The sequence below is a fragment of the Streptomyces sp. YKOK-I1 genome, assembly GCF_054660435.1.
Genome location: NZ_BAAGDR010000001.1, coordinates 5,421,081 through 5,437,313, shown reverse-complemented (window position 1 = coordinate 5,437,313; position 16,233 = coordinate 5,421,081). Strand labels below are relative to the sequence as shown.

At 74.2% G+C, this 16,233-nt stretch carries 15 protein-coding genes; 6 read left to right on the top strand and 9 right to left on the bottom strand.

Translation table 11 applies throughout. The features are described 5' to 3' along the window. Positions 1-223 precede the first annotated feature (223 nt). The 3 genes from ACYQ8Q_RS24170 to ACYQ8Q_RS24160 all read right to left on the bottom strand — a co-directional run bounded on the left by ACYQ8Q_RS24170 (position 224) and on the right by ACYQ8Q_RS24160 (position 2,813). Positions 224-949 (bottom strand): GAF and ANTAR domain-containing protein, encoded by a 726-nt coding sequence (locus ACYQ8Q_RS24170; protein ID WP_460067810.1) that lies wholly within the window; start codon positions 947-949, stop codon positions 224-226. A gap of 95 nt (positions 950-1,044) precedes the next feature. Next, positions 1,045-1,815, bottom strand: coding sequence for a TIGR03943 family putative permease subunit (locus tag ACYQ8Q_RS24165; protein ID WP_460067809.1), 771 nt, complete (start codon positions 1,813-1,815; stop codon positions 1,045-1,047). After that, positions 1,812-2,813, bottom strand: coding sequence for a permease (locus tag ACYQ8Q_RS24160; RefSeq protein ID WP_460067808.1), 1,002 nt, complete (start codon positions 2,811-2,813; stop codon positions 1,812-1,814). The genes ACYQ8Q_RS24165 and ACYQ8Q_RS24160 overlap by 4 nt, the downstream gene beginning before the upstream one ends. Positions 2,814-2,937: 124 nt before the next feature. Between ACYQ8Q_RS24160 and ACYQ8Q_RS24155 the strand changes: the two genes are divergently transcribed. Next, positions 2,938-3,498, top strand: a complete 561-nt coding sequence (locus ACYQ8Q_RS24155; protein ID WP_460067807.1) for a YciI family protein — start codon at positions 2,938-2,940, stop codon at positions 3,496-3,498. 9 nt (positions 3,499-3,507) lie between these two features. Here the strand turns inward: ACYQ8Q_RS24155 and ACYQ8Q_RS24150 are convergent, their stop codons facing one another. After that, the gene (locus ACYQ8Q_RS24150; protein ID WP_460067806.1) at positions 3,508-4,851 is read right to left on the bottom strand and encodes a helix-turn-helix domain-containing protein; all 1,344 of its coding nucleotides are present in this window, start codon (positions 4,849-4,851) and stop codon (positions 3,508-3,510) included. A 132-nt stretch (positions 4,852-4,983) separates the two neighbouring features. Between ACYQ8Q_RS24150 and ACYQ8Q_RS24145 the strand changes: the two genes are divergently transcribed. After that, a complete protein-coding gene (locus ACYQ8Q_RS24145; protein WP_460067805.1) occupies positions 4,984-5,142 on the top strand; it encodes a hypothetical protein in 159 nt (52 codons plus the stop codon). Positions 5,143-5,194: 52 nt separating this feature from the next. On the opposite strand, the gene ACYQ8Q_RS24140 is transcribed toward ACYQ8Q_RS24145, so the two are convergent. Next, on the bottom strand, positions 5,195-6,307 hold the full coding sequence (locus tag ACYQ8Q_RS24140) for a hypothetical protein (protein WP_460067804.1): 1,113 nt from the start codon (positions 6,305-6,307) through the stop codon (positions 5,195-5,197). A 62-nt stretch (positions 6,308-6,369) separates the two neighbouring features. Then, complete coding sequence (locus tag ACYQ8Q_RS24135; RefSeq protein ID WP_460067803.1) at positions 6,370-7,617, bottom strand: PP2C family protein-serine/threonine phosphatase; 1,248 nt, start codon at positions 7,615-7,617, stop codon at positions 6,370-6,372. Positions 7,618-7,727: 110 nt separating this feature from the next. Between ACYQ8Q_RS24135 and ACYQ8Q_RS24130 the strand changes: the two genes are divergently transcribed. Further along, positions 7,728-8,168, top strand: a complete 441-nt coding sequence (locus ACYQ8Q_RS24130) for a hypothetical protein (RefSeq protein ID WP_460067802.1) — start codon at positions 7,728-7,730, stop codon at positions 8,166-8,168. 61 nt (positions 8,169-8,229) lie between these two features. Here the strand turns inward: ACYQ8Q_RS24130 and ACYQ8Q_RS24125 are convergent, their stop codons facing one another. Next, the gene (locus tag ACYQ8Q_RS24125; RefSeq protein WP_460067801.1) at positions 8,230-8,757 is read right to left on the bottom strand and encodes an SH3 domain-containing protein; all 528 of its coding nucleotides are present in this window, start codon (positions 8,755-8,757) and stop codon (positions 8,230-8,232) included. Between the two features lie 154 nt (positions 8,758-8,911). On the opposite strand from ACYQ8Q_RS24125, the gene ACYQ8Q_RS24120 reads away from it, so the two are divergent. Next, positions 8,912-9,817, top strand: a complete 906-nt coding sequence (locus ACYQ8Q_RS24120; protein ID WP_460067800.1) for a hypothetical protein — start codon at positions 8,912-8,914, stop codon at positions 9,815-9,817. Here the strand turns inward: ACYQ8Q_RS24120 and ACYQ8Q_RS24115 are convergent. Beyond that, positions 9,717-11,063: an aminotransferase-like domain-containing protein gene (locus ACYQ8Q_RS24115; RefSeq protein ID WP_460067799.1), complete on the bottom strand. Its 1,347-nt coding sequence runs from the start codon at positions 11,061-11,063 to the stop codon at positions 9,717-9,719. The two genes, ACYQ8Q_RS24120 and ACYQ8Q_RS24115, sit on opposite strands and share 101 nt — an antisense overlap. 79 nt (positions 11,064-11,142) lie before the next feature. On the opposite strand from ACYQ8Q_RS24115, the gene ACYQ8Q_RS24110 reads away from it, so the two are divergent. Both ACYQ8Q_RS24110 and ACYQ8Q_RS24105 read left to right on the top strand, forming a co-directional pair. Further along, complete coding sequence (locus ACYQ8Q_RS24110) at positions 11,143-11,928, top strand: alpha/beta fold hydrolase (RefSeq protein ID WP_460067798.1); 786 nt, start codon at positions 11,143-11,145, stop codon at positions 11,926-11,928. 152 nt (positions 11,929-12,080) lie between these two features. Then, the gene (locus ACYQ8Q_RS24105; RefSeq protein ID WP_460067797.1) at positions 12,081-14,030 is read left to right on the top strand and encodes an FUSC family protein; all 1,950 of its coding nucleotides are present in this window, start codon (positions 12,081-12,083) and stop codon (positions 14,028-14,030) included. On the opposite strand, the gene ACYQ8Q_RS24100 is transcribed toward ACYQ8Q_RS24105, so the two are convergent. After that, positions 14,031-16,091 (bottom strand): PhoX family protein, encoded by a 2,061-nt coding sequence (locus tag ACYQ8Q_RS24100; protein WP_460067796.1) that lies wholly within the window; start codon positions 16,089-16,091, stop codon positions 14,031-14,033. It lies immediately after the preceding gene. Positions 16,092-16,233 lie beyond the last annotated feature (142 nt).

Sequence of the window (16,233 nt, the reverse complement as noted above, 5' to 3'; positions counted from 1 at the left end):
ACAGCGCGGTCCCCACTGGCGACACGACCGACGGCACGGCTGGTGGCACAGCGCGATCCCGACCGGCGACACAACCGACGGCACAGCGCAGTCCCGACCGGCGACACAACCGGCTGCACGACCAACGGCACGACCGACGTCCCAGCCGGTGGCACGACCGGCCTCCGACCCGCGGGCGCAGTCGGCCTCCCCACCCCGGTGCGGCGACGTCCCGGCTCGTGGCTCAGTCGCGGTCGTCGAAGCGGGTGCGGCGGTCGACCACCGCACGGCCCTCGTCGAGGACCGTGCGGCCGTGTGCGAAGGCGTGCGCCCGCAGGCGGGCCAGCGCGTCGTCCGCGTCGACGCCGAGCTGGGCCATGACCATCCCGACGGCCTGGTGGACGACGTCGTGGTCGGTGGCGAGGGCACTCAGCCAGGGCTCCTCGCCGGGCGGGCGCAGACCGTCGTCCTCCCCGAGCGGCAGGGCCGTCAGGGCCGCCGTCAGCACGTCCGCCACGAGCTGTGCCGTACGCACCTCCTCCCCGGCCAGTTCACCGGGTACGTCACGGTAGAGGTCGAGGGTGCCCAGGCAGGCCGTGCGGTCGCCGAGCGGCAGCGCGTACACCGCGCGCACCCCGGCGGCCGCGGCCTGCTGGGCGAAGACCGGCCAGCGCACGGCGTCCCGGCCGCCCCGCAGATCGGAGGCGTACACGGGCGCACCGGTCTCGGCCGCCCACAGACAGGGGCCGTCCCCCAGGGTGGCCTGCATCTCCATCAGCTCCGCGGCCCGGGCGCTGCTCGCGCTCAGCGGCACGGGGATCCCCTCGCCGCACAGCGCCACGCTCGCCCCGCTCACCGGCAGCAGCCGCACCGCCACGGCGCACAGCCGCTCGGGCACTTCGCCCGGCGCGGCGCCGCGTACCGCGTCGGCCAGGACCGCCGCGATCCGCTCCCGCTCCCGGTCGGACACAGCGACCACCTCCGGGCGAGGGGCCGGTCGGTCGGCTCCCCATGCCCGCCGGGTACCCACGACTCACGGCCAGACCCCCCTCCACGGCTTCTCTTCTACGGCTTCTCGTACGGATCCGCGGGCTGCTTCACCCGGGTCGTGCCCGCCGCGTCGAGCACCGGCGGCCAGGCCGCGTCGGAGCCCAGCGTGCCCTTGGGGTGCCAGGTGCCGATGACGGTGACCCAGGTGTCGGTGGGCGGGGCGTCGTCGTCGGCGCCCCGGATCTCGACCTTGCCGGTGGTGGCGTCGGCGGCGCAGCAGGTGACGAGGAGCCGGGTGACGTACCAGGCGCCGTCGTCGCCACGGGTGACGAAGCCGGTCAGCCGGACGGTACGGCCCTTCAGGGAGCGTCCGCTGTCGTAGATCGCGCGGGAGCTGAACTCGGCGACGGTGAGGCTGAGGGGATCCCCGTCCGGAAGCGCGGGAAAGGTCCCGACCCCCTGCGCGGCCCGCTGGGCGGCCTCGCGGTCGGCGCTGTAGGAGCCGAGGGCCGGGGGCGGGAAGAGGAGCAGGGCGAGGGCGGGAAGGACGAGGAGCCAGGCGGTGCGGGGCCCGTGCCGATGTCCGTGCCCCTCCTCGACGTCGACCTCGACCTCGACCTCGACCTCGACCTCGTCCTTGTCCTTGTCCTTGTCGTCGTCATGTTCATGCTCGTCGCGGAGTACGGCCGTCACCAGGCCCAGCAGCACCAGCGTGACCCCCGAGACGATCAGGTAGGGCCTGAGGCCCGCCTGCACATAGCGCAGATAGAGGTCGCCGAAGAGGGTGATGCGCAGGACTGCCGCGCCGGTGAGCAGGAGGAGGACCGTCGGTCCATGACGCCTCACAGCAGCCACCACCCCACCAGGACACTGGCCGTGACGGCCACCAGCCAGGTGGCGGAGGCGAACCGGACGGCGAAGGAGCGGCCGAACGTGCCGGCCTGGAGGGCGAGCAGCTTCAGGTCCACCATCGGGCCGACCACCATGAACGCCAGCCGGGCGGTGGCCGGGAAGGCGCTGAGGGAGGCGGCGACGAAGGCGTCGGCCTCGCTGCACACGCACAGCACGACGGCGAGCAGGGCCAGCAGCGGCACGGCGATCCAGCCGGACCCGGTGAAGACGTCGAGGACGGACCGGGGGACGGCGATGTTGAAGGTGGCCGCGGCGGCGGCGCCCAGCACGAGGAAGCCGCCGGCGTGCAGGAAGTCGTGCCGGAGGCCGAGGAGGAAGGCACGGGGCCCGCCGGCGTGGGGCGCCGGGCGTCCCGGCGGTCGCAGCCACTCCTCCTTCCCGAACCGCGCCCACAGCCAGCCCATGACGACGGCGGTGCCGAGGGAGGCGAGCAGCCGGGCGAGGACCATCGCGGGCTGCCCCGGGAAGGCGAGGGAGGTGGCGACGAGCACGACGGGGTTGATCGCGGGGGCGGAGAGCAGGAAGGCGAGGGCGGCGGCAGGGGCGACCCCGCGCCGCATCAGGCTCCCGGCCACGGGGACGGAGGCGCATTCGCAGCCCGGCAGCACGGCGCCGGCGACACCGGCCACGGGGACGGCGAGGGCGGGGTTGCGGGGGAGGAGGCGTTTCAGGGCGCGCTCGGGCACGAAGGCCCCGATCGCGGCGGAGACGACGGTGCCGAGCAGCAGGAACGGCACCCCCTGGACGGCGACGGCGGTGAACACGGTCCACCAGGCGGCCACGGGCGGGGTGTACAGATCGAGCGCGAGCGTGGGCCCGAGCACGGCGGCGACGGTCGCCACGGCGACGACGGCGGCACCGCCGACCCCGGCGTACACGAACGCCCGCACGACGACCCGCACCCCGTCGCCGACCGCCCGCTGACTCAACACCCGGCGGACGCTAACGACGCGTTCTGTGCCGGACCCGGGCCCCGCCTCGGTGGAACCTGTGATTCCGGACGGGCCGGGAAATTCCGGTGTACTGGGCGCCGCCGGGCCCGAAAGACTGTCGGGCATGGAGTTCTTCTGTCACCACCGCGACCGGCCCGGCTCGCTGCCCCTGCGCGAGGAGCTGCTCGAACAGCACTGGTCGTACATGGACAAGTACGCGTCGGAGATGATCGCCCGGGGCCCGACGATGTCCGGCACCGACGGGGTGCCCACCGGCAGTGTGCACATCGTCGACCTGTACACCCCGGCGGCCGCCCGCGCGTTCGCCTTCGACGAGCCCGGCTACCAGGCCGGTGTGTACCGGGACGTCCTGCTGCGGCGGTGGCGGAACCTGCTGGGGCGCACGATGTGGGAGTTCCCCGGGGGGCGGACCGGTGGCGACCGGTTCCTGGTGCTCGGCCTGGGCTCGGACGGGGCGGCCGCCGATGACACCGTGCCGCCGTGCCGGGACGAGCTGATCGCCTACGGACCGCTGCTGTCCGACGACGGGACCGTCCGGCTGGGGACGGCGGCACTGGTCCGGGCGCCGGACGCGGACACGGCACGCGCCGTCCTGGACGCGGGCCGGTACGCGGACGTCGAGGTCCACCACTGGCAGTTCGGCGGGCGGCCGCCCACCGGCTGAGCGGCCCGGCTACAGCGGGGGCTGGGCCGGGGCCGGGCCCAGGGTGGTGGTGCCGGGGGCCGTGCGGTGGCCGAGGCCGGTGCGGTACGCGTCCAGGGCGGCCTCCACCCGGCCCGTGCGCCGCAGCAGATCCCCCAGCAGACGGCACAGATCGGCGAGGTCACCGGCGGCGCCCGCCCGCTCCAGCAGGCTCAGCGCCCGGACGTAGTGCTCCTCCGCCGCCTCGGTGTCGCGGGCGTCCTCGGCGATGATGCCGAGCAGACGGTGCGCGGCGGCCGAGTGGACGGCTCCGCGCTCGGAGGAGAGGTCGCCGAGGACGTCGTGGAGCAGGGCCGAGGCCTCCTGCGAGCGGCCCCGGCGGTGCAGCACGTCGGCCAGCTCGACGGCGACCTGGCTGCCGTAGAGGGCGGCGCCCTGGGCGGCGAGCATGTCCTGCGCCTGCTTCAACTCCTCCTCCGCGCGCTCCAGTTCGCCGTTCTGGGCGTAGACGTATCCGCGCATCCAGTGGCAGTTGGCGAGTTCGGTGCGCAGCTGGAGCTGACGGTAGAGCTCGGCGGCCTTGGCGAGGGAGGCGTCGGCCTCGGCGAGCCGGCCCTCGGCGAGGAGGGTGCGGGCGACCGAGCGGTGCATCCGGGCGACCAGCGCGGGGTCGGCGACCTGCGGCGCGAGCGCGAGGGCGAACTCGGCGGCCTGGGCGGCGCGGGCCTGCGCGCCCATGTCCATGTAGGGGCCGATGACGGAGGCGTAGAGGAGCAGCAGCGCGTCGGGATCGTGCAGTCCGCCCCGGTTGAGCTCGTCGAGGGTGGACTCCAGCAGGTAGACGGCGTAACGGAGTTCACCGGCGAGGTAGTGGGAGACGGCGCGTCCGCGCAGGGCGGGGACGCGGACCGGCAGCGGGGCGTCGGCGAGGCATTCCTCGGCGCGCTCGAAGTACTGGCGGGCCTTCTCCAGGTCGCCGGTGGAGATCTCGCACTCGCCGAGTCCGAGCAGCGCGCCGGACTGCTCCTCGGCGAGCCCGTGCTCCTCGGCCTCGGTGAGCAGGACGGCGTACTGGGCGGCGGCCTCCTGCGCCGCGCCGGTGGCGAGGGCCCGATGGGCCTCGGTGAGACGCAGCCGCAGATCGGTGACGAGGCGGGCGGAGCGCCCGGTCGCCAGCTCCTGGAAGTCCACGCCGAGCCGCTCGGCGATGTGCCGCAGCGCCTCGTCGGAGGGCCGCACCCGGCCGGCCTCCAGCGTGGACACATAGGCGGGTGTGTACGTCGGCTCCGCCAACTGCCTTTGCGTCAGTCCGCGTTCGACGCGCAACCGCTGCACGCGCCGCCCGATGACCTCCGGTTCGTCCCGTTCGCCCACGTCCTGTTTACCCCCAACTACGCCTGAGCCTCTTGCCGTTGGAGTGTCGCAGCCCCTAGGTTAAACGGCGAATTAAGCATGCTTAATACATGAGTGTCATGAGCCGTCGTCCGCCGATGTTGTGAGGTTGCCGTGCCCGGACCCACATCCCCCCACCACGGACACCGTTACGCCAGGGCCCTCGCCGCCGCCGTCCTGGCCGCCGCCACCCTGATCACCGCGGCCAACGCCGTCCCGGCCCGGGCGACCCCGACCCCGCCGACGGCCCAGGAACAGCCCGGGGACCGCTAGCGCATCTGGTGACGATGCCGATGGCCTTGCCCGCTCCCGCGCACACCCTGTTTCAACGCGTGGAGCTGACCTCCAGCTGCCGCAGCTGACGCTGGACATGGTCCAGGGCGCCCTCGCGGCGGCCCGGGACGCGGGCGCGCAGGTCCGCCAGGGCGGGGCCGAGATCGCGGGCGCGTGCCGTGTCCGCTATCCGGCCCCACTGGTGGTGCGCCCGGTCCACGGCCGCCTCGACCGCGGGCGCGTCGACCGTCTGCCCGGCGGCCAGCCGGGCGGCGGCGACCGCCATCCAGGTACGGCAGCTGCGCTCGGCGTCCCCCGCGAACATCGCGAGATCGGCCCGCACCTCGGCCCAGTGCAACGCCTCCTCGGACCCCGCACCGTGCGCGGCGGCGGCCGCCTCCTGCCAGCGGGCGGCGAGCGCGTCGGCATCGGCATGCCGCCCGGCCTGGACGGCACTCGAGATAGCGGCGTGAGGGTCACCCACCAGCTCAGCCCGGGGCCCCCTCTCCGGGGGAGCTTGAGAAACGAGTGCCGCGGCACCCAGCACCAAGTCCCCCACCTCCCCCTCCCCCTCCCCCGCGATCCTCCCCAACGCCGACTGATGCAACTGCTCCACCGCCGGACGGCCCCCGCTGCGCAGGATCGTCGCGACCGCCTTCATGTACGTCGGCGCGGCCACCGTCCGCCGCCCCGGCGGCGGCGCCACCCTCCCGTACACCGCGACCGTCGGCCCGCAGTCCAGCGCATGCCCGCGCAGCCATCCCCACGCCTCCGCGTCGGCGTGCAGATCGACCATCACGGTCGTCGTGCCGGGCGCCCGCAGCCGCAGCTCCTCCCGGAACCAGTGCCAGGGGAACCCGGTGTAGCGCACGGTGGACGGCGTCGTCCGGGCGAGCGCGAGATGCGGCAGATGCTGGCGCCGGTCGAGCTGGAGCTGCCCGGTGACGAACACGGTCAGCGGTCCGGCCGCCGCCGCGGCGGCCCGCAGCCGGGTCAGCACGGCCTGCGGCTCCAGCGGATCGGCCAGCTCGACGACGTTGGCCGTGTCGGTGCCGGCCAGCACGGCCGGCGGTACGGCCGCGAGCACGGGGAGGACGGACGCCGCGTCCACCAGACACCCCTTGCCCACGGGCGACGCCGCCAGCAGCAGCACGGTTCCGGGCATGGTCCCTCCCCCTGTCGATCAGTACCTCAGCACCGTAACCGCTGCTGCTGCAAAGGTCTGCCTCACCGCGTGTCGTCCGCCGTCCGCCGTACCGCGAAAATCGTCGTGTCGTCCGCGAGCCGTCCCCGGCAGTGCCGCAGGGTCCCCTCGCGGACGAAGGTCACGAGCTGTTCGGGCAGGGCCGTCCGCGGATCGCGCAGAAGCGCCCCGCTCACCTCCTCGGCCAGCGGATAGAACTCCCCGGCCGCGTCCCGCGCCTCCGTCACCCCGTCCGTGACCAGCAGCAGCGTCTCCTCGGCGGCGACCGGCGCCCGCAGCACCGGCGACCCGGCAGCGGTCACGGCGATGTCCCACAGCCCGAGCGCGGCGGCGCCCGCCGCCGCGAGGTCCGCGAGCCCCCCGGGCAGGCCCGTACCGGGCGCGGTGAGGTCCCCGAGCCCCAGCGGCAGCCCCTCCCCGCACGGCAGCGGCCGTACCCCCGCCGCGCTCACCACCAGCGGCGGCTCATGGCCGAAGCCGACGACCTCGACCACCCCCTCCGCCCGTGCGGGGAACCCGATGAGGACGGCCGTGGCGAACCGGTCGCCGTCGTCTCGGCCGAGCGCCACGGTGTGCAGCCGGTGCCGCCGCATCCGGGTCTCCAGCCGGGCGGCGACCACCGCCAGGTCCGGCTCGTGGTACGCCGCCTCGCGGAAGGTGCCCAGCAGCGCGGCCGCCGCCTCCACCGCGCCGAGCCCCTTGCCCTGGACGTCCCCGAGGAGCACGCGGGTGCCGTGCGGGCCGGGCTGGATGTCGTAGAAGTCGCCGCCCACGCGGGCGTCGGCGTCGGCGGCGAGGTACACGGCGGCGTGGTCGAGGCCGCCGAAGACCGGTGGCAGCGGGCGCAGCACGGTACGCCGGGTGGTCTCCGCGATGTCCATCATGTGCAGCATCCGGCGCTCCACCCGCACCCGGACCGAGGAAGCGAGCACCGACAGCACCCCGCCGACCAGGACGAGCACGAAGTCGGCCGGTCCCTCCCGGTACTCGATGGGCCAGGCGGCGTCGCTGGTGACGTAGACGATGAGGGAGAGGACCGCGAACAGGGCCGTCGTCCACACCCCGCACAGCGCGGCGGCGATCGCGGAGACGAACACGCACCACGACACGATCCGGAACTCGCCGGTGGAGTTGTAGTCGGCGAAGCTGATGGCGACCAGCACCACCAGCGGCACCAGCCAGGTGACACTGCGGCCCCGGACCTGCAGCAGCTGATGACGTTGCAGGACGTCCCGGCGCCGGGCCTGCGCGGGGCGGGTGTCCCGCTCCATGGGGTCAGCGAAACACGCCGCGGCACAACCCGCATCCGCACCCGACTTGCCACCGCCCGCGCCCAGGTGTGCCCTGGAAGGCGGGGGCGAGGAGAGAGAGGAGCGCTCTCATGGCTCATGCGGCACCCGCGGTGCGGACCCCGGCAGGACCGGCCCGGACACCGGACATCTTCAGCGCACGGACCCACCGGATCGCGCGGTGGGCGGTCCCGGTGGGCATGGGACTCGTCTACGGCTACTGGGTGGCGGCCAACAACCGTTCCGGTGGCCCCATCACCGGCTGGAACGTCCTGCTCGGCTTCGTGAGCACGATCGTGTTCGCGGGCCTGTGGATGGGCGTGGCGGCCCTGGCCCCGCACATGATGCGCGAACTGCACGCCGTGCTGTGGGCGGTGTTCGCGGGCTGTGCGTTCGGCTTCCTGTACGCGAACACCGGCACGAGCGTCCTGCGTTCCGTGTGGATGGGGCTGGTGATCGGCTCGGTCACGTTCGCCGTGCTGTTCTACCGCTACTACACGCACGAGGACGCGGCGGGACGCCGTATCCGATAGCCCGACGCACATGGGCCCCGGCGGTTCGCGCCGGGGCCCATGTGTTCCCTCATCCCTCCACTCACCGGTCGACCGGGATCCACTCCCAGTCACCCGACGAGGTCCCTGATGTCCCGGAGGCGCTGAAGCTCCAGGAGCCCGAGAAGCTGAACGAGCCCGAGCCCGAGACGCTGAACGAGCTGTTGGTGAACGGGTCGTTCCAGTTGGTCCAGTCCCCGTTCTTCCACTGCGGGCACGGGTCGGCGCAGTCCGGTACCCGTCCGCCGCGGACGTCCACGAAGGCGGCGCTGGCCCAGCCCTGGGTGTCGTAGAGCCAGTACCAGTAGGGGTTGCCGTGGACGCGCTGTCCCCGGACCCGGCACTGGACGAGGTCGTGCGTGCCGGGCGCGAGCGAGGCGACGACGGCGGAGTGGGTGGTGGGCTGCTGTCGCACGTTCAGGTCGGTGCGGGAGACGACGGTGCCCACGAGGGGTCCGTCGCCGCCGCTGGTCGGCGGGGCTGCCGCCGAGGTGCCCGCCGCGGTCGCGGCGAGGGTGCCACCGGTGAGCAGGGCCGCGGCCAGAGTCCGCAGGGCCGGAGTGGTGCGCATGATCGGCCTCCTTCTCCCCAGAACCAGGAAACACCCGTTCGGGTGAACCCTCCACCGGAGGCCCCACCGGCCCCGGGAAACCCGGCAGCCCCAGGGGCACCCGTACGGCTCAGGCCCGCTGGCGGCGGCCGCGTCCGGCCCGTTGCCTGGAGGGGTGTCCCGAAGCCTGCGGACCGCCCTCTCGGCCGTCCTGATCGCGCTGTCCTGCCTGCTCGTGCCGCTCGGCACGCTCGCGGCCTGGGCGGCGTACGGCCTCACCGACACCCGCAGCTATGTCACCGCGATGGCGCCGCTGGCCTCCGACCCCGCCGTCCGGGACGCCGTCGCGGACACGGTGGGCGACGGGGTGGCGCGCGAGTCGGGGATGAGCCCGCTGTTCCTGCGTGACGCGGTGCGCTCCTTCACCGCGACCCACGCCTACCGCACCGCGTGGGACGCGGGCAACGAGGCCGCGCACACGGCCGTGATGCGAGCGCTCACCGACGACCGCCCCGGCCCCGACGACGCCCCGGTCACGGTGGACCTGGCGGCGGTCACCACCCCGCTCAAACACCAGATGACCCTCGACCACGTGCCGTTCGCGGAGCGCATCCCGATCGAGCACACCCGGGTGGCGCTGCTCCCGCCCGACGATCTGGCCACCCTCCGGAAGGGCTACCACGTGCTTGATGTCGCCGGTTTCTGGCTGCCGTTCGCGGCGGTCGTCCTCGCCACGGGCGGGATCGCCGTCGCCGCCTGCCGACGCCGCGCGATCACCGCGACGGCCCTCGGTACCGCCCTCGGCGGCGCGTTCCTCGGCCTCGCCGTCGCGATCGGCCGCCGCCTCACCCTCGCCGATCTGCCCGACGCGGCCCACCGCCCGGCCGCCGCCGCGGTCTACGACGCCCTGACGACCACCCTGCGCAGCGCCGCCTGGCTGCTGCTCGCGGTGGGGCTGACGGTGGCCGGGGCGACCTGGCTCACCGGGTATCTGCGGGCGGCCCGGCTGCTGCGACTGCGGCGAGCGTCCGCAGCGCCCGCCGCAGCTCCGCCTCCGGAGCCGACGCGAGCCCGAGCCTGACCGCGTCCGGGGTGCGGCGCGGGTCGACGGCGAAGGCGGTGCCCGGGGTGACGGCGATGCCGTGCGCGGCCGCGGCGGCCGTGAAGGTGTCCGCCCGCCACCGCGCGGGCAGCTCCCACCACGCGAAATAGGCGCGCGGATCGGTCCTGACCCGGAACCCGCCGAGCGCCTCGGCGAGCAGCGCCTGCCGCCGTGCCGCGTCCGCCCGCTTGTCCTCGACGAGCCGCTCCACGACCCCCTCCTCCACCCACCGCACGGCCGCCTCCACCGCGAACCGCCCCGCGCTCCACCCACCGGAGCGCACCGCCGCCCCCACGGCCTCCACCCGCGCCTGCGGTACGACGAGCAGGCCGACGGTGAGCCCCGGCGCGACCCGCTTGGACAACCCGTCGACGACATGGGTGTGGGCAGGGGCATGGACGGCGAACGGGACGGCGTCGGGGTGGAGGAAGGACCAGATCCGGTCCTCGACGACCGGTATCCCCAAGTCGGCCGTGACACGGGCGAGTTCCCGCATCCGCCGGTCCGTGGTCGTCACGGAGGTCGGGTTGTGCAGGGTCGGCTGGAGGTAGAGCGCGGAGAGCGGGGCGGCGCGGTGGGCGGCCCGGAGCGCGTCGGGCCGTACGCCGCCCTCGTCGTCCCCGTCCAGCGGCACCAGCACCACCCCGAGCCGCCCGGCGATCTCCTTGACCAGGGGATATGTCAGCTCCTCCACCCCGACCCGGCCACCGGGCCGGACGAGGGAGGCGAACGCGGCGGCGATGGCCTGGCGGGCGTTGCCGGTGAACAGGAAGCGGTCGGGTCCGGGCCGCCAGCCGGGCAGCGCGAGCAGCCGGGCGGCGGCCGCGCGGGCGGCGGCGGTTCCGGTGGCGGCGACCGCCCGCGAGGCCTCCGTCAGCACGTCGGGCCGCAGGAGCGGGGCGAGCGCGGGGGCGAGCAGTTCGGACTGGGCCGCCGTGACGGGGTAGTTGAGCTCCAGGTTCACCGGCGGGGCGGAGACGCGGGGTTCGGTGAGGGCCCGGCCCCGCTCCCCCTCGGGCGCGGCCCGTACGAAGGTCCCCCGGCCGACCTCGCCCACGACCAGCCCGCGCCGCACGAGTTCGCCGTAGACCCGCCCGGCCGTGGACGGCGCGATGCGGTGCCGGCGCGCGAACCACCGCTGCGGGGGCAGCCGTTGGCCGGGCCGCAGCCGCCCGGAGGCGATGTCACCGGCGATCCGGTCCGCGATGTCCCGGAAGTCCCCCACGTTTCCCGCCCCCTTGGGATTGCACCGAAGGCAAAGATCTTATTGCACCGAGGATTCGGCCGCCCCTAGGGTCGCTGACATGACCCCCTTCCTCGCATACGAGGACAAAGGCGACGCGCATTCCCCGCGGCTCCCCCTTGTCCTCGTGCACGGCCATCCCTTCGACCGCACGATGTGGGCCCCGCAGATCGAAGCGTTCTCCGCCGGGCGCCGGGTGATCGCCCCCGATCTGCGCGGCTACGGGGCCTCCCCGGTCGTCCCCGGCGTCACCCTGCTCTCCGACCACACCCAGGACATCGCGTCCCTCCTGGAGGAGCTGAAGGTGGACGAGTTCGTCCTGGCGGGCCTGTCGATGGGCGGCCAGATCGCGATGGACCTCCTCTGGCGGTTTCCCCACCGCGTCCGGGGCCTGGTCCTCGCCGACACCTTCGCGGCGCCCGAGACCCCGGCGGGCCGGATCGCCCGGGGCGAGATGGCCGACCGGCTGCTGGCGGAGGGGATGCGCGGGTACGCCGACGAGGTCCTGGAGAAGATGGTCGCCCCGTACGCCGCCCCCGCCGTCAAGGCCCACGTCCACCGCATGATGACGTCCACCTCACCGGAGGGCGCGGCGGCCGCCCTGCGCGGGCGGGCCGAACGCCCCGACTACCGGCCCCGGCTGGCCCGCGCCGACGTCCCCGCCCTGGTCCTGGTCGGCGCCGACGACACCTACACACCGGTCGCCGACGCGCAGGCCCTGCACTCGGCCCTCCCCGACTCCGTCCTGACGGTGATCGAGGGCGCGGCCCACCTGCCGAACCTGGAGCGCCCGGAGGAGTTCAACGCCGCCCTGGCGGACTTCCTGGCACGGGTCGACGGCGCCTAATCCCTTGGCGGGGGCCGCTGCCGCCCGGTTAGCGTGAGGTGATCGCCCCCGTGAACGACGGCGAGGGCCTCGACCACCCGGTGCTCAAGTCGTGCGTCTCTCCCCCGCACCAGCCCTGACCGGCTCCGTCGCCGGGTGCCCATAATGAGGTCATGTCCCGCGAGTTCCCCATCGGCCTCACGCCTCCCGACTGGCTGGTGCGGAACCTTCGGCCCCAGCAGGCCCCCGTCAACCGGCCCGCCGTCGCCCGCGCCGCCGTCGCGATGACGCTCCCCCTGGTCATCGGCATGGCCGTCGGACAGCCCGCCTACGGGGCGCTCGTCTCCATGGGCGCCCTGTCGGGCGTCATCGGCGACACCGCCGACGCCTACCGCATGCGGATCCTCAACATCGCGATCCCGCAGTTGTTCGGGGCCGTCGGCATCACGATCGGTTCGGCCGTGTACGGCCAGGGCTGGCTCGCGGTCGTCACCGTCACCGGCGTGGCGCTGGTCTCCGGCATGATCTCGACGATCGGCGCGGTGGCGTCCGTGTCCGGGCTGCTGCTGCTCCTCAACTGTGTCGTCGGCGCGGGACTGCCGATGCCCGGCCCGTGGTGGCTGCCGCCGCTGCTGATGAGCGGCGGCGGGCTGCTCGTCCTCCTCCTCGCGCTGCTGGCCTGGCCGCTGCGCTCCGGGGTGCCGGAACGCACCGCCGTCGCGGCCACCTACCGCACCGTCGCCGATCTGCTGGCCGCCTGCGGCAGCGAGGTCCCGGGCGCGTACGAGGACGCCCGCCACACCGTCACCCAGTCGCTGAACCAGTCGTACGACCTCGTCCTCGCCCGGCGTGCCCGCCACCACGGTCGCAGCCCCGAACTGGCGCGGCTGCTCGCCCAGTTGAACGCCATCACCCCGGTGGTGGAGGCGGCCCCCGCGGCCCATCTGCAGGGCCGGCCGCTGCCGCCGGAGGTCCCGGAGGCCGTGCACCATCTGGCACGGGCGATCGAAACCGGCTTCACCGGCCCCCTGGCCCTCGCCCTGCCCGCCCCCGGCTCGGAGACCGGACGGGCGGTGGACCACGCCCTGCGGCACGCCGCCGCGGTGGTGACCGCGCCCGACCTCGACCCCCGCGGCCCCGAGGACGACCGGCTCGGCCGCCCGGCCCGGCTCGGCACCCGCGCCGCGCGGGCCGCCCGCAACGTGGCCCTGTCCGCCGCCTCCTGGCGGTACGGGCTGCGGCTCGCGCTGTGCATCGGCCTCGCCCAGGTGCTGGTGTCGACCGTCCCGGTCGCCCGCTCCTACTGGGTGGCCCTGACCATCACCTTCGTCCTCAAGCCCGACTTCGGCTCGGTGTTCTCCCGGGCCCTGCTGCGCGCGCTCGGCACGGTCGCCGGCCTGGTGGTCGCGGCGGCGGTGCTCTCGCAGGTGCCGCGCGGCTGGTGGGACGTACCGGTGATGCTGGTCCTGGCCCCCCTCATCCCGGCCCTCACCCCGCGCGGCTACGGCTACCAGACGGCGGCGATCACCCCGGTGATCCTGCTCCTGTCGGACATCCTCAACCACCAGGGCACCGGCCTGCTGCTGCCCCGTCTCGTCGACTCCCTCATCGGCTGCGGCATCGCGCTCGTGGCCGGCTATCTGCTCTGGCCGGAGAGCTGGCACACCCGCGTCGGGGACAAACTGGCCGACGCGGTCGCGGACACCGCCCGCTATGTCGACGCGGCCTTCGGACCGGACGTCGACCCGGCGGCCCGCGCCCGGATGCGCCGCCGGCTGTACCGGGATCTGTCCGTGGTCCGTACGGAATTCCAGCGGGCCCTGACCGAGCCGCCCCCGACCGGCAGCCGGGCCGCCGCCTGGTGGCCGCTGGTCGTCGCGGTGGAACGGATCGTGGACGCGACGACGGCGGCCCGGGTCCGTGTGAAGCACGGAGCCGAACCGCCGTCGGGGCCGGAACTCGCCCAGGTCACGCTCCAGCTGCGGGAGCTCGCCGAGGGCCTGCGCGACACCGAGGTCCTCTACCCCGTCCGCACGGACCTGGCGGGCCCGGCGGGCAGCGTCCTGGAACCCCTGCGCCAGGAGGTGGCCGCGGCGAGGGCCATCACCTCACCGTCGGGCTGATCAGGCGCCGATGTCGCAGCCGTCGGCGCGCCACACCGCCACGACCGCCGGACGGACGATCCTGCCGGGCCCGTCGGGCCAGGTGCTGGCCGGCTTCTCGACGGACGCCCCGTCGACCTCCCCCGGGTGCTGTACGGCGACCAGGACGCGCCGGTCCTGGATGACGGGACCGCAGGTCTCCGCACCGGTCGGCACCGTCAGGAACTGCTTCAGCTCACCGCGCCGCGCACCGCGCGTGGCCACGCCGAAGAGGCCGTCGTGGGAGCCGAGCTGGTTGCCGTCGGTGGAGATCCACAGGTTGCCGTGCGGGTCGAAGGCCACGTTGTCCGGGCAGGAGATCGGGCTGACGTCGTCCTTGGGGAACCCGGCGAAGTAGGTGGCCGGGTCGTCCGGGTCGCCCGCGACCAGGAACAGCGACCAGGCGAAAGAGGTGCTCTCCGGCCGGTTGCGGCGCTCGGTCAGCTCCAGGATGTGCCCGTGCTTGTTGGCGTTGCGCGGGTTGGCCTCGTCGGCCTTGGCGTTCGCGCCGACCCCGCGGTTGGAGTTGTTGGTGAGCGCGACGTACACCTTGCCGGAGACCGGCGAGGGCTGGATGTCCTCGGGCCGGTCCATCTTCGTCGCGCCGGCCTTGTCGCCCGCGAGCCGCGTGAAGACGAAGACCTCCTCGGCGCTCATCCCCTCGACGTGCGAGACGGCGCCCTTCGCGGTGGCGGTGGCCAGCGGGATCCACTCGCCGCTGCCGTCGAACTCGCCGTCGGCCGGCAGCCTGCCCGTGCCGTCGATCTCGATGGCCGGGGAGTCGCCGGTGAGCTTGGCGACGTACAGCGTGCCTTCGTCGAGCAGCGACAGGTTGTGCTCGCGCACGGCCCGGCCCGACCCCTGCTTCATGCGCTTGCTGCCGACGAACTTGTAGAAGTAGTCGAAGCGCTCGTCGTCACCGGAGTAGACGACCGGCCGCCCGTCCTCGGTCAGCCGCACGGTCGCGGCCTCGTGCTTGAACCGTCCGAGGGCGGTGCGCTTGCGCGGCGTGGAGGTCGGGTCGTACGGGTCGAACTCGACGACGTACCCGAACCGGTGCACCTCGTTCGGCTCCTGGGCGACGTCGAACCGCTTGTCGAACCTCTCCCACTTGCGCTCGGTCGCCCCGGTGCCGATGCCGTACCGCTTGTCGGTGGCCCGGCCGCTGTTGGCGAAGTACTGGTTGAAGTTCTCCTCGCCGTGCAGGGTCGTGCCCCACGGGGTGGTGCCGCCGGAGCAGTTGTTGAGGGTGCCGAGGACCTTGGTGCCGGTGGGGTCGACGGACGTCTTCAGCAGGTCGGACCCGGCGGCGGGCCCGGTGAGCCGGAACTCGGTCGTGGCCGTGACGCGCCGGTTGAGGGGATGCCGGGGTACGGCGGTCAGCGCGCCGGTCCTGCGGTCCTCCTCCACGACGACGGCGGCGAGGCCGTGCGCGGCCCAGGCGACCTCCACCTGCTGCCGGGTCGGGTTGGCGGCGTCGTAGCCGCGGAACATGAGCACCTCGTCCGTGTACTCGTGGTTCGCGACGAGGAGCCGGCGGCGGTGCTCGCCCGGGAGGGGCAGCAGCGCGAGGAAGTCGTTGTTGTAGCCGAACTGGCCGGCCTGCGCCGCCGCGGTCTGGTTCTCCGGGTCGAAGGCGGGCGCCCCGCGCAGGATGGGCTCGCCCCAGCGGACGACGACGTTCTGCCGGTAGCCGTCCGGGACGGTGACGGCGTCGGCGGTGTTCGGCGGCACGGGGGTGAAGCGCAGGCCCCGGGCGCCCGTGGCCGGTTTCTTCCGCTCCGCCTGCGCGGGTACGGTGGCCGCGGCCGGCAGGACGCCGACGGTGCCCGCCGTGGCGGCGACGGTCACGACGGCGGCGGCGCGCATCATGCCGCGGCGGCTCAGGACGCGGGCGATGACATCACCGACGTACTCGTTGCCGCTGGTGTTGGGCACCTCGTGGAAACAGGCGTCACCACACCGGAAACGACAGGTCATGGCGGAACGTCCGCCGGGGTGGGACTGGGACGGCGTTCCGATCAACGGCAGCAGCTTGCGCACCTTTACTCTCCCCTTGCGTTCCCTTGGTGTGAGCGTGACGGTAGGGGGACGTCCGTGCGCAGGCGCGGCGGCGGGGTGAACGGGGAGTGAATGCCCGGTGGCCACAGGGAAGTTGAGGCGGGCCGCGGTGTGGGCCGGGGGA